This window comes from Brucella sp. LJL56 (assembly GCF_054871705.1).
Window position 1 is genome coordinate 73,441 of sequence record NZ_JBTXLQ010000009.1, and the last position, 13,098, is coordinate 86,538.

Here is a 13,098-nt window from a genome sequence, read left to right on the forward strand (position 1 = left end):
TTCTCCATTCAGACTTGCGCAACGCGGATGCGGTGTGTCGGGTCGAGTTCCGATCCGCCCGGTTTGCCACGCCTCCATCCAAGCGCGCGTGAATAGCTGCCAAAAAGGTTCCGTTCTTCTGCTTCGGCCTCGGTTATCGAAAGCGGGCCATCCGCCCGTTCGGCGACATAAAGAGCGTCCGTCGGACAATAGATTTCGCACAGAAAGCAGGTCTGACAATCATCCTGACGGGCGATGAGGGGGACACCGTCCGACCCGTCGAAGACGTTGGCCGGGCAGACTTTCACGCAGATATTGCATTCAACGCAGCGGCTTTGGGAAATGATCTCAATCACGACGCGATTTCCTGATGCCCATAGATGGCGGTCGAGACGGTGATCTCGTCGATGCCACGTAACGTGATGGGTTGAGAAAATGCCTTATCGTTACCTTTGAAATCGCTTCGGCGATGCATGCCACGGCTTTCCGTGCGGGCAAGTGCTGCCGTTACCGACCAGCGTCCGGATGCTGCGATTGCTGCCGCCTCGCGCGCCTTCAGGCGATCAAGCCCTGATCCAGCAAGATGGTGTTTGACATCGCTCCAGATTGCATCGAGTTTTTCGCTGCTGGCCTTCAGGCGATTGCCTTCGCGGAAATAGTTTTTCTCCAGGGGCGTGACTTCAGCACGCACGCCGTCGATGACATCCTTCGGTGTGAGCGAAACCTTGGTTGCCGAGACGGGACGCAAACCTGCCTGCCCGAGCGCGCTGGAATTGTGCCTGAAGGTCCTGGTGCCTCGGTGCTTGGCATGAGATGCGGCTCCCTGGCCGGACCACCAGCCACTGGCAATCGCCCAGGAAGAGTTAGGTCCCCCTCCGCCGGAAGCAGCTCCGGCGATCTGTTCGCGGCTTGCGGCATCTCCTGCGACATAGAGCCCGACGACGTCAGTTGCGCAATCGGACGAGGCGATACGGATACCTCCGGTGCCGCGCACGGTTCCTTCGGCGCGGAAAGTAACACGGAATAAATCGTGGAAAGGATCGACCGGCATCCTGTTATAGGGCACGAAGCAGTTCGGCTGACCACGGCGCAGCCAGTCCTGCAGGGCAGGCTCTGCTTGATCGAGTATCGCATAGACCGGGGCGTCGATCATTGCCTTGGCGATTTCCTTTTCGCGCTCGCCAATTCCGTTCTGCAGATGATTGCCGTCACTATCGAGAATTGGCGTGCCATCCTCGCGATAGAATGAAGCCCAGCGGAACGGTAACCCCTTGTTGAGCGACGTACCGAACGGCGCCAGAGTGTACTTGCCGGTGAACTCCATGCCGGAAAGGGCTGCGCCGGCTTCAGCGGCCATAAGATGTCCGTCGCCCGTCAAGGTCGCGGCACCCAAGATGCGCTCGTTGAAGGCGCAGCCGCCTGTCGCGAGCACAACCGCACCGGCATCAACACGCCAGTCGCGGTTGCGCTGACGATCCATGCCCGCAGCGCCAGTAACCGCTTCGCCGTCGAAATAGAGTTCCAAGGCAGGATGGTGGTCCAGCACCGTAATTCCGGTTCCCAGAAGGCGGCGGCGCATGAAAGCCATATAGTCGGGCCCGCGTAGATTGGCGATATAGAGCTTGCCATCTTCGTCGTCGGGAAATGGATATCCCCATTCAGCCAGCTTAAGCAGATTTTCATAGGCTTGATCAACGGTGCGCAGCATCCAGCGTTGATCAGCGAGATTGCCTGTACGCTGCCAGCGCCGCTCGATGATCTGTGCCCGATTGTCCCCCGGCGGTACGGTCCAGGTACCGGTATTTGACGGTGCCGTCGCGCCGCTGGTGCCTAAATAACCCTTGTCGGCAATTACGACGCGGGCGCCGCTCTGCACAGCAGACAAAGCAGCCCAGGCACCTGCAGGGCCACCTCCCAGTACGAGTACGTCCGTTTGCAAATGCAGCGGGTCACCGCCTGTCAGGTCTTTTCGCTTCAATGACATTGAGATTTCCGGAAAACATTATGCGGGTTTGCGACCGCGCAACTGTCTGTTGTCATGCCACATTGGAGAACCAGGATGGTTCGTTGCCAGCAGTCCATTTGATGTTGCAGCCGATCGAGGGTGTTTGTGCCGCCGCAGGCTTCCTGCCAGCAAGTATTGCATCGGTTGCAGCGCGGAGATCCTTGCCCGTTACCACCTTGCCGTTGCCCGGGCGCGCATCGTCGAATTGGCCATGATAGGCGAGCTTGCGGTCGCCATCGAAAACGAAAAGATCAGGCGTGCATGCCGCGCCGTAAGCCTTCGCGGCCGTTTGCTCCTCGTCCTTCAGATAGGGGAACGAGTAACCGATCTCATCGACTTCCCGACCGATTGCCTCGATGCTTTCTTGGGGGTGGGCCTCGGCATCGTTGCTGTTGATGGCAACTATCTGCAGGCCTTTGGTCTGATATTCGCGGGCGAAGGATGCGAGTTCATTGCGAATGAGCTGTACGAAGGGACAGCGATTGGAGATGAAAGCGACGAGAAGCACCGGCGCGGCTTCAAAATCGGAGAGCCTGTGCGCTACCCCATTTGCATCGCTCAGGAGGAAATCGGCCGCTGTTGTGCCAAGCTCGATGGAATTGGATAGGGTTTTGGGCATAGGATCCTCCTTTAGTGGAGGGTCTATAGTCTACAATTTTTATAGGTAATGAAGGAAAGAAGATTGCGTCTTCTTCCCGGAATCGGAATTAACTTCCCACGGCTGTGACGTCACGCAAAAGCTATAGATTGTGAAGAAAAATAATTCGGCAACCTGCTGGCACTCCGACGAAACGCCGAGCCGAGCTCGAACGATGTCAGCTACGATGAACAACTGCGAGTTGCTCAAGTATTGCAACAGGTACGTCACAAAAATCTATCGGTCGGTGTCGTATTCCGAACCAAGATCCAACATGGACAAGTCGTGTGGGTAGAAACGATACGGTGCTCATTTGAACGAAGTAAACGATGTCTGCGTGGTCATTCTCATTCCTGCTTATGGCCAGCCTTCGGTGACGGCAGAAACCTTGCGCACGGCGGTTGCGCAACAATGTGACTTTCCGTTTGCCGTCGTGGTTGTAAATGACGGTTGTCCATCGCCGGAAACCCATGAAATCTGTCAGACTTTTACTCGCTCCATAGCGGGACAGTCTTCTATTTGCGCAAGGCGAATAACGGTCTGAGCGCAGCTCGTAACACTGGACTGGAATTTGCACTTCAGGCTTTTCCGGCGCTGGAAGCGGTCTTCTTTCCAGACTGCGACAATCATATCGATCCGGCTCTACTGCAACGGCTTGTACACGCGTTGAGAACAAGCGACGAGCGCACCGGTTGGATCTATACGGACGTGGACAAGTTCGGCTTTTCAAGTTTCAGCGATATGTCCGGGCCCTATTCCGCCCTTAAGCATCTGTTCAGAAGCTTCTGCGAAGCAGGCAGCATGGTCTCTCGCCGCATGCTGGATGCGGGTGCCCGTTTCGATGAGGCAATGCGGAGAGGCGTTGAGGACTGGGAGTTCTGGCTGCAGTGGCTTTCCCTCGGCTTTCACGGCATCCATGTTCCGAATGCCGACTTTCATTATCGGCGGCGCGGCGAAAGCATGCTGACCGATGCAGAACGCGATCCGCTATATTTGAATGGGCGGATAGCTGGTCCTGCATCATTCCTTTAAATTGCAGCGGAGACGACGATTTCGATACGCATGTCTGGATCAGCCATCAATACCTGCCCGCAGCATCGGGTCGGTGGATTGGCCGGATCGATCCAGGCATCCCACACCTCGTTCATTGCCTTGAAGTCTGACATTTCCCTCAACCAGATCTGCGCCGTAAGCAAGCGAGATTTGTCAGTCCCGGCGCGTGCCAGAAGGTCGTCAATCTTGGCGAGAGTTTCTCTCGTTTGCTGAGTGATGTCCTTATCTGAATCCGAAAACTGGCCCGACAGGAAACACATGCCATTGTATTTCACCAGACGGCTGCGGCGGTGATTCACATCAAGTCGTTCAATCTGCATTTGGTTTCCTCTCGGATTGAAGATTGGAAAAATTCCGCTCTCATGGTGTTGATGAAGCGGGCACAGGCTGTATCGCGTCGCCAAGGCAATCGCGCAGCTCATCGATGATCTTGGGGAGCCAGTCTTCCGTCATCATCTCAAGCGGTGCTGTGAATGAAATCGCAGCATTCAGCTCATAGGGACTTGTGGCGCGCACTGGCAAACCGAGCCCGCCTTCCCCAGGCAGATAATATGCCATGTTGACAGCGAAGCTCCGCCGTCGCGCGTCCTCAATCTGCGATATGACAACAGCCTTATCGACATATTGAACCGAAGGATGGCTAAGATAACGTGGTGCATTTGCCTCAAGTAGCGCGAGACAGTCGGCTTCAGGCATGATGGACATGAGAGCAATGCTTCCGGCTGCGACGCCCATCGGCACGCGCCCGCCAACCCCCATCGTAAACTGCCGGTCTGGAAATCGCGAAACCATCTCGGCGCAAACGGCGTCAACGCCCGCCTGTACCATCATGTAAACGGTGTGTCCGCTTCGCCGCGCAAACTCGGTCATTCCGGGTCGGAATTTTGAAATCAGGGGCTCGAGACGGGCCTGACCCCTCGCAAGCATTGGGATAGCTGGCCCAAGCCGGTAAAAGCCGTGCTTGCCAGCAGGCTCTGCAAAACCCTTTTGAAGAAGCGAAACGAGGCTGCGGTGAACTGCAGGTTTGGCCTCGCCAATGCGTTCGGCAATATCGGCTAATGCGAAACCATCGGCGCCTGCTTCTCCCAGGACAATTAGAATATCAAGTGCGCGTACTGCATTGCTTGATGCGTTCGTAGTCACAGCCGACTCCAGGGTTCTAATTATTAGAACATTTAATAAAATCTATTCCAATAAAAGGAATAGGTTGACTTCTGTCATATTTTTCGTTGTCATTCAACTCCGGCGTTAAGTCTTTGAACCGAGGGAGGAGCGTTCAAAGATTGCTGCTTTTACACCTGATCTCAGGTCGTTGACGCACGCCCCTGCCATGCTCCCCCATCATCTGTTTGAGGCGAGGACAACAGCATGGTGTCGTTCCTGATCAAACGAATGGGCTTCGCGCTTTTCACGCTGTTCAGCGTGTTGACGTTGGTCTTCGTAATTGTTCGTGTTCTGCCGGGCGATCCGGCGCTTGTCATCCTGGGCGATCAAGCCAGCCCCGCAAGTATTGCTGCACTGCATCACAAGCTCGGCTTGGATCAGTCGATCATTGTTCAGTACGCAAACTTCATGCTGGGCGTTCTCCAAGGTGATCTTGGTAAGTCCATGATAACGGGCCGGTCTATCACAGCCGAAATCATGAACGTTCTGCCCTATACAATGGAGCTGACGATCGCGTCGCTCATACTGGGGGTGCTGTTGGGTGTTCCTGCAGGTGTTTGGGCGGCAGTGAAACGAAATAAGCCGGCTGATCTGATGTTGCGCCTTGTTTCGCTACTGGGTCTTTCCCTTCCAGCTTTTGTTGCGGCGATCATCTTGCTCATGATTTTCGCAATTCAACTGCGCTGGTTTCCTGTCATCAGCTCAGGTGGCGGTGATGGATTGCTGGATCGGCTGAGACAAATGGCGCTACCGACCATTTCGCTGGCGTTGATCATGATGGCGTACATCACGCGTGTCACGCGCTCGGCCATGCTCGAAGTTCTAAATCAGGACTTTGTGCGTACGGCGAAAGCCAAAGGCGCTTCACATCACGCAGTTGTTTGGCGTCATGCGCTCGGTAACTGCATGATCCCGATTACGACGGTGGTTGGGCTCTATCTTGGTATTCTGATCGGTAATTCCGTTCTGACTGAAATCGTCTTCTCCCGGCCGGGCCTGGGCAAGCTAATTCTCAACGCCCTGACTCAGCGTGACTATACCCTGCTGCAGGGGATGATCGTCATTTATACGCTTATCGTTGTTGCGGTGAACATGCTGACTGACCTGACCTATGGCTTCCTCGATCCGAGGGTTCAGTACAAATGACATCCATTACAACCAATTCATCTGCCGCTCCACGCGCGCAGTCCAGATGGCAATTTCTACGTCGATTGAATTTTTCCACGTGGCTGGGCATAGCCATTGTCCTGACGCTTATTCTGTGTGCGGTTTTCGCGCCGGTCCTGGCGCCGTACGATCCGAACGAACAGAACATCATTGTGTATCTGTCACCGCCAAGCGCAGAGAATCTGCTGGGCACGGATCAGTTCGGCCGCGATGTTCTTTCGCGATTGCTCTATGGAGCGCGTTATTCGCTGACCATTGGCTTTCTGGCCATTGTGGTCGCGCTGATAATTGGCTCATTTCTGGGTATGATAGCCGGTTATGTGGGTCGCAAGACCGACATCATCCTGATGCAGATCATGGATGTCGTGCTGGCGTTTCCATCACTGATCCTTGGTTTGGCGCTGGTTGCTCTGATGGGGGCAACGCTGACGAACATCGTTATCGCTATCGCATTTACAGCGATACCGGCCTTTGCGCGAATTGCACGCGCTGGCGTTCTGACACAGCGCGACCGTGAATATGTGCAGGCCTGTCATGCAATGGGGTTTTCCCACGCGCGCATTTTGTTCGGCCATATTCTGCCTGCGATCCTGCCCGAGATCATGGTCATGGCATCACTATGGATGGCAACTGCCGTCCGCACAGAAGCCTCGCTTGCTTTCATCGGGTTGGGGCTCGCGCCGCCCACACCAACCTGGGGAGGCATGGTTCGCGAAGGCTTCGACAATATTCTGAGCTCTTTCCATCTGGCCCTCTATCCGAGCCTTGCAATCCTTGTGCTCGTTCTTGCTCTCAACCTGATCGGCGATGGTCTGCGCGACGCAATCGATCCACGACTGAAGGATGCCAGCTAATGACCGATCAGCCTGCAATCATCGTTCGAGATCTCAAGATTTCCTTCGCCAGAAAGCCGGTTGTCCATGGGATCAGCTTTCAGATCGAGCCTGGGAAGACACTAGCTCTGGTGGGGGAATCCGGCTCTGGCAAGAGCGTTACTTCACTGGCAATCATGCGTCTTCTGCCTGATCGCATCGCCAAGGCTGAGGGCGCTGTAATGCTCGGCCAGCAGGCCTTGCTTACATTGCCCGAAGCCGAGATGCGCCGAGTACGCGGCGGCAAGATCAGCATGATCTTTCAGGAGCCGATGACGTCACTCAATCCGGTACAGACTGTGGGAACACAGCTTGCTGAAGTTCTGAGAATTCACAAGAAGATCAAGGGAAGGGACCTGCAGGAAGCCGTTCTGGAGCTCTTGCGCAAGGTACGCATTCCCGATCCGGAGCAGCGCGTCAATCAGTATCCGCATACATTTTCCGGCGGTATGCGACAGCGTGTGATGATTGCGATGGCACTGGCATGCAATCCGGATCTGATCATCGCCGATGAGCCCACAACTGCTCTGGATGTGACCGTGCAAGCTCAGACGCTCCAGCTTTTGAAGGAACTGCAGCAGGAAACGGGAACCGCTGTTCTGTTCATAACGCATGATATGGGCGTTGTTGCCGAAGTCGCCGATGACGTGCTGGTCATGCGCCATGGCCGCGTCATTGAGCAAGGCCCGGTGATGGAAATCTTTAGCAATCCGAAGGACGCCTATACGCGCAGCCTTATCGAGGCAGCTCCCAGCCTGGTCGGCAAGTTACAGGCCGGGCCGGTTCCGGCGCGTCCCGTCGACAGTCCGGTGATGGCAAATACCGCAACGCCGGTTCTGGAGGTAAACGACCTGTCTGTGAGATTTCCTGTTCACGGTGGTCTCTTGGGTCGCGCCAGAGGTGCAGTGCACGCGGTCGAAGACGTGTCGTTCAGCATCAGCAAGGGCGAGACCCTTGGACTCGTCGGTGAGTCCGGTTCGGGAAAATCCACCATTGGCAAGGCGATCATCAATCTTGCACCTGTTCACAATGGCAAGATCACCGTCGGTGGGGAGACAATCGACTACCTGGATCGCAAAAGCCTTTTTTCATTGAGACGGCAGGTGCAGATGATCTTTCAGGATCCTTTCGGCTCGCTTGACGCACGTCAGACCATCGGCTCGGCGATCATGGAACCAATGAAGGTTCACGGTCTGGAGACCGGTGCAGCCGCACAGCAGAAAATGGAATGGTTGATGGAGCGTGTTGGATTGGATCCCAATCGCGCATCCAGCCTGCCTCACGAATTTTCAGGTGGACAACGTCAGCGCATCTGCATTGCACGAGCTCTCGCAATGGCCCCCCGTTTGATCATCGCCGATGAAGCGGTTTCCGCACTTGATGTCGCCATCAAGGGGCAGATCATTGAGCTGATGATCGATCTCCAGAAAGAATTCGACATTTCGTATCTCTTTATCAGCCACGATATGGCTGCCGTCGAACGCATCTGCAACCGCGTTGCGGTCATGTATTTTGGTGAGATTGTCGAGATCGGTCCTCGGGACGAAGTGATCGGACGCCCTGGGCACGAATATACACAGCGGCTGCTTTCCGCGATTCCCATAACACACCCTGACCAACGCGGAATACGGCAGCGGCGAGCTGCCGATGCTGGTCCGCCAAGAAGTCCGCTCAAGCCCCTCGGCTATAGCGCGCCAACTGCGCGCTGGAGCATGGCTGCGGACGGTCATTTCATTCGTATGGCGAGCTAGATTGGAGTCTTCTGGAAATGCATGCCCTAACTCAACTTGCTAAATTTGTTTCTGGCCACCCTAAAGGCGCGTTGCCGTCGGAAACGCGTGAAGCCATCTCACTTCTACTGCTCGATCTGATGGGGGCGACCGCAGCGGGCCTTCATTCGCGTCTGGCAGCCTCGGCGAGACAAGCAGCGTCCGATGTATATGGCTCAGGTGTTGCGCAGGTTTGGCTTACAGATATGAAGCTGAGCGTGGCTGGCGCTGCCATGGCAAACAGCGCGGCTGCCAGTGCGCTTGATATTGATGACGGTCATCGTGGAGCGGCGGGCCACGCTGGTGCTGGTGTCATTCCAGCGGCGCTGGCTGTCGGCCAATCCATCGATGCGTCGGACACCGAGATGCTTGATGCAATTGCTTTGGGTTACGACGTAGCCCTGCGTGTTGCAACATCACGCCCCACCAGCACTATCGAAACTTATGCAAGCGGCAGATGGGTAAGCTATGGTGCGGCTGCGGCTGCCGGACGGCTTCTCGGGCTCGACGCCGACGAGATGGCGCATGCGTTGGCGATTGCAGGTTCTGAAGGCCCTATCGTTTTTCCAACCGGTTCCTCCAAGTTTCAGGGCAGCACGGTGAAGGAAGGAATTCCACCTGCCGTCGTTGCCGGTATCACCGGGGCTTATCGCGCGAAGGCAGGAGCAACCGGGCCGGTAGACCTGCTCAACAATGAAGAGCGTTATGATCGCAGAATTCTGCTGGGACAGCTCGGCGAGGTCTGGGAACTGCAACACTGCTATCTCAAGCCTTATGCTTGCTGTCGTTATATGCACGCGGCCATCGATGCGATCCTGAAAATGCGCAGGGACGGACACCAGATTCACAGGCTCCGTATCGAAACCTTCCCGCAGGGTCTTCGCCTCGCTAATGAGCGCGCGCCGAGCACGTTGGAAGGCGGCCAGTATAGTTTCTATTTTAGCTGTGCGCTTGCGGCGTTGCGTGGGCCGGAGGCACTGCAGCCCGTTGACCCCGACAGCTTGAAAGACATAGAAGTGCTCGGCCTTGCGAACCGGATCGAGCTCGAAGCCTCGACCGATTTCGTCACAGCGTTTCCAGTGCGTACACCAGCCCGTGTTCTGATTGATCAGGGCGACGGTGCCGAAGAACTGGTTATCGATCATCCGCTTGGCGATGTAGCCAATCCGATGAGTTGGGATCAGGTCGCTCACAAGTTCAAGAATATTGGACGTGTCAGTCTGAGCCCCCAAAACCAGGACAGTATTATTTCGGCGATTAGCAGTCTGAAAAAAACGGGATTTACCTCACTGCTCAGTGCGCTTGCCAAGCCTCAAGACAATAATATTCAATAAAAAGGGAACAATCATGAAACTGAAAAGCATCATGGGTCCACCGGCGCTTGCCGCTCTCATGGCCTTCACGGCACTCGGCACACTCTCGGCATACGCAGCACAGACCGAATTACGCCTTGGTGCCGCCGCTGCCGATATCGGCAATCTTGATCCGCACTTCGCCGCGAGTACGTCGGATCGTACCCTCGTCGCATGGATTTTTGGAGGACTGGTCAGATTCGCGCCCGGTTCTACCGATCCGGCGACTATCGAAGGTGACCTTGCCGAAAGCTGGGAAGCAACAGACAATAATCTGGTCTGGACCTTCAAACTGCGCCCTGGCGTGCAATGGCAACATGGCTACGGCGAAGTGACGGCCGATGATGTCGTTTTCAGTTTGCAGAAGGCGGCAGATCCGAAGCGTTCAGCGTTCGCAACAGATTATAAGGCGATCAAGAGCGTCGAGGCCGTAGACCCACACACCGTACGCATCACGCTTGCAAATCAGGTTCCAAGTCTGCTTGGCCTTGTGACCAACTATTCCGGCGGCTTCATCATCAGCAAGAAAGCGTATGAAGAGCGCGGGGAGGGCTTTACCCGTAATCCTGTTGGTTTTGGGCCTTTCCAGTTTGAATCAATCGAACCCGGTGTTGCAGTTCACTTTATTGCCCACGAAAAGTATTTCCGTGGCAAGCCGAAGATCGAAAAGGTGACTTATCGTTTTCTCAACGCGGCGGCAGGTCGTGATCTTGCCTTTACAGCAGGCGAAATCGATGTATCCGCGGGCACGACTGATCGGCGCTGGTTACAGCGAATGAAGGAAACACCCGGCGCCAAGGTCGATATCTTCGATCCTGCCGAATTGACCGTGGTACATATCAACCGCAACCAGAAGCCGTTCGATGACATCAGAGTCCGGCAGGCCGTTGCCTACGCGATTAATCCTGCACAGATTGCGCAGTTCCGTGGGCCTGAATTCACGCGAGTTGCAAAGTCAGTCATTCCTTCGAACAATATGGGCCTCAATCCCGATCCAGGCCTCGTTCAACCCGATCCTGACAAGGCCAAAGCACTGCTTGCAGAAGCGGGTTTTCCCAATGGTCTTACCGTCAAGATGATCTCTAGCCAGATGCCCAGTTATGCGACCACGGACCAGCTTCTCCAGGCGCAGCTTGCGAAGGCCGGCATCAAGCTTGAGCTTGAACCGGTTGAACATGCGACCTGGCATCAGATGATCCGCAAGGACTTAAGCCCGCTTGTTGATTACGGTGCGGCACGCTTTCCTGTCGCCGACACTTATCTAACGCAGTTCTATCACTCCAACAGCGCTATTGGTGCGCCGGGGCAAGTAACAAACTTCAGCCATTGCTCGGTTGCTGACAAGCAGATTGAGGCCGCTCGCACGGAGGTCGATCCCAAAAAGCAGATCGAACTCTGGCAGGAAGCGCAGAAATTGATTGTCGCTGACGTTTGCGCTGTGCCGGTGACAGAGACCGCCCAGGTCTGGATCAGAAACGAAAAGCTTGACTGGGGCTTTGAGCTCAAGGGCTCGATGTCGCTGGGCCCGCTACTCACCGAACAAGCTCACTTCAAGGAATGATAAGAGCAATCGGGATGGTGCGGTGCACTGTCCCGAAATCTTTCAGGCACCAAAATGACAAAGCTAACCTATCCCTCCTATTCCAACCTGTGTGGTTGGAATGCCATGCTCCCGCCACGCCAACCGCGCGCCGCACTCACCCAAGACATTACGGTCGATTACGCAATTGTCGGAGCTGGATTCACTGGTTTCGCCATCGCACGTCGATTGCGTGAACTGAACCCCGACGCCAGTATCGCAGTGATTGAAGCGACTACGATAGGGGAAGGTTCCTCTGCCCGAAATTCGGGTTTCACAGGCTCGGATGTATTGCCGCGCAATGCTTCGATAGAAATGGCTGAAAAGGCGCGTCTTCAATCCGGCTTTTTTAACGAAGCTTTCCAATGGCTGATGCAGATCATCAGTGACAACAACATTGATTGCGACATGCGACAGGTGGGATCGATCCGCGGCGCGGCGACTGAACTTGGCGAAGCGTCGTTACGCAATGTTGCGGAAGTCGCTCGCGTCAATAAAATTGCTCATACTATCCTGTCGCGGGAGGACATCCATCGTCGCATCGGGAGTGCTTATTATCGCTTCGGCATCCACATGCAGGATACATGGTTGCTACAGCCCGCCGCCTTGATACGTGGTCTTGCCGATGCGTTGCCAAGCGACATTGCGATCTATGAAAACACACCGGTCAAGACCCTGGTCAAGCGCGATGGGTGGGTTTTGGAGACGACGGGCGGCGTTGTAAAATGCAAGAACCTTGCCCTGGCGACCAATGCCTTTATCCGCAAGTTCGGCTATTTGAAATCGCGCATGGCGACCATTTACACTTATGCTGCCGTGACTGAAGAAATCGCTGATAAACGGCTTGATGAACTCGGCGAGTCCGAGGCATGGGGCCTGTTGCCCTCGCACCGGCTTGGTACGACGTTGCGTCGCATTGGCCGCAATCGGATCATGGTACGCAGTCTATATGCGCATGAGGCTGAACTCGGTGAGCGTGAGGCTTCGAATAAGCTCAGGGATCGCTTTGAACGCCGCTGGCCAAATCTCAAAGACATGCAACTGGAGTATTTGTGGGCCGGTACGACAGCGTTCACAATGAATGGGGCGCCGTGGTGGGGGCGCGTTGAAGACGGTCTTTATGCATCAGGCGGCTGCAATGGGAGCGGCATTGCCAAAGGAACAATGCTGGGGCGACATCTTGCAGAACTCATGCTGGGCCAAGGCGAGCATTCAAGCATGTCTGCCATCATGGGTACAGCAAGCTGGATTGCTCCAGAACCCCTCCGGTCCATCGGCTTCAACCTCATCTCTACGCTGGAAAGTCGCAAAGCGGGTCTGGAAATGTGAAGCTGAACGACAACAAAAGCGGTCTGAATACGGGGCCGAATTGCATGAACATTTGCCTGGAAAGAGGCGGCCACACTCAACTGGCCGTCTCTGTATGTAATCGGTGTCGAGACCTCGCATGTGCTTGGCTTTATGACGCTTGCCGAAGTGTTTGCGATCCTTTGCCGAAACCAGGCTGATCTGATAGCTCAC

General features: G+C 55.3%; 13 protein-coding genes. 8 read left to right on the plus strand and 5 right to left on the minus strand.

The window, feature by feature from the left end:
• Nucleotides 1-8 precede the first annotated feature (8 nt).
• Genes ACYSN1_RS19695 through ACYSN1_RS19705 form a run of 3 tightly spaced genes read right to left on the minus strand, consistent with a single transcriptional unit; the run spans nucleotide 9 to nucleotide 2,603 of the window.
• The gene (locus tag ACYSN1_RS19695) at nucleotides 9-335 is read right to left on the minus strand and encodes a 4Fe-4S binding protein (protein WP_461727220.1); all 327 of its coding nucleotides are present in this window, start codon (nucleotides 333-335) and stop codon (nucleotides 9-11) included.
• Entirely contained in the window at nucleotides 332-1,963 is a 1,632-nt protein-coding gene (locus tag ACYSN1_RS19700; RefSeq protein ID WP_461727221.1) for an FAD-dependent oxidoreductase, read from the minus strand. The genes ACYSN1_RS19695 and ACYSN1_RS19700 overlap by 4 nt, the downstream gene beginning before the upstream one ends.
• 52 nt (nucleotides 1,964-2,015) lie before the next feature.
• Nucleotides 2,016-2,603 (minus strand): thioredoxin family protein, encoded by a 588-nt coding sequence (locus ACYSN1_RS19705; RefSeq protein ID WP_461727222.1) that lies wholly within the window; start codon nucleotides 2,601-2,603, stop codon nucleotides 2,016-2,018.
• Between the two features lie 355 nt (nucleotides 2,604-2,958).
• On the opposite strand from ACYSN1_RS19705, the gene ACYSN1_RS19710 reads away from it, so the two are divergent.
• Together ACYSN1_RS19710 and ACYSN1_RS19715 are read left to right on the plus strand one after the other, a co-directional pair.
• Nucleotides 2,959-3,165, plus strand: coding sequence for a glycosyltransferase (locus ACYSN1_RS19710; RefSeq protein ID WP_461727341.1), 207 nt, complete (start codon nucleotides 2,959-2,961; stop codon nucleotides 3,163-3,165).
• Nucleotides 3,099-3,653: a glycosyltransferase gene (locus ACYSN1_RS19715; protein WP_461727342.1), complete on the plus strand. Its 555-nt coding sequence runs from the start codon at nucleotides 3,099-3,101 to the stop codon at nucleotides 3,651-3,653. The genes ACYSN1_RS19710 and ACYSN1_RS19715 overlap by 67 nt, the downstream gene beginning before the upstream one ends.
• Here the strand turns inward: ACYSN1_RS19715 and ACYSN1_RS19720 are convergent.
• A complete protein-coding gene (locus ACYSN1_RS19720; RefSeq protein WP_140021868.1) occupies nucleotides 3,650-3,994 on the minus strand; it encodes a RidA family protein in 345 nt (114 codons plus the stop codon). The two genes, ACYSN1_RS19715 and ACYSN1_RS19720, sit on opposite strands and share 4 nt — an antisense overlap.
• A gap of 40 nt (nucleotides 3,995-4,034) precedes the next feature.
• The gene (locus tag ACYSN1_RS19725) at nucleotides 4,035-4,817 is read right to left on the minus strand and encodes an IclR family transcriptional regulator (protein ID WP_461727223.1); all 783 of its coding nucleotides are present in this window, start codon (nucleotides 4,815-4,817) and stop codon (nucleotides 4,035-4,037) included.
• A 225-nt stretch (nucleotides 4,818-5,042) separates the two neighbouring features.
• On the opposite strand from ACYSN1_RS19725, the gene ACYSN1_RS19730 reads away from it, so the two are divergent.
• From ACYSN1_RS19730 to ACYSN1_RS19755, 6 genes are read left to right on the plus strand one after another with little or no spacing between them, the layout of a single operon-like run.
• Entirely contained in the window at nucleotides 5,043-5,984 is a 942-nt protein-coding gene (locus ACYSN1_RS19730; RefSeq protein ID WP_461727224.1) for an ABC transporter permease, read from the plus strand.
• Complete coding sequence (locus ACYSN1_RS19735; RefSeq protein ID WP_461727225.1) at nucleotides 5,981-6,859, plus strand: ABC transporter permease; 879 nt, start codon at nucleotides 5,981-5,983, stop codon at nucleotides 6,857-6,859. The genes ACYSN1_RS19730 and ACYSN1_RS19735 overlap by 4 nt, the downstream gene beginning before the upstream one ends.
• A complete protein-coding gene (locus tag ACYSN1_RS19740; RefSeq protein ID WP_461727226.1) occupies nucleotides 6,859-8,628 on the plus strand; it encodes an ABC transporter ATP-binding protein in 1,770 nt (589 codons plus the stop codon). Before ACYSN1_RS19735 ends, ACYSN1_RS19740 begins: the two co-directional genes overlap by 1 nt.
• 17 nt (nucleotides 8,629-8,645) lie before the next feature.
• Nucleotides 8,646-9,980 (plus strand): MmgE/PrpD family protein, encoded by a 1,335-nt coding sequence (locus tag ACYSN1_RS19745; RefSeq protein ID WP_461727227.1) that lies wholly within the window; start codon nucleotides 8,646-8,648, stop codon nucleotides 9,978-9,980.
• Nucleotides 9,981-9,993: 13 nt separating this feature from the next.
• Nucleotides 9,994-11,559, plus strand: coding sequence for an ABC transporter substrate-binding protein (locus ACYSN1_RS19750; protein ID WP_461727228.1), 1,566 nt, complete (start codon nucleotides 9,994-9,996; stop codon nucleotides 11,557-11,559).
• 54 nt (nucleotides 11,560-11,613) lie between these two features.
• On the plus strand, nucleotides 11,614-12,906 hold the full coding sequence (locus ACYSN1_RS19755) for an NAD(P)/FAD-dependent oxidoreductase (protein ID WP_461727229.1): 1,293 nt from the start codon (nucleotides 11,614-11,616) through the stop codon (nucleotides 12,904-12,906).
• The last annotated feature ends 192 nt before the right edge of the window (nucleotides 12,907-13,098 follow it).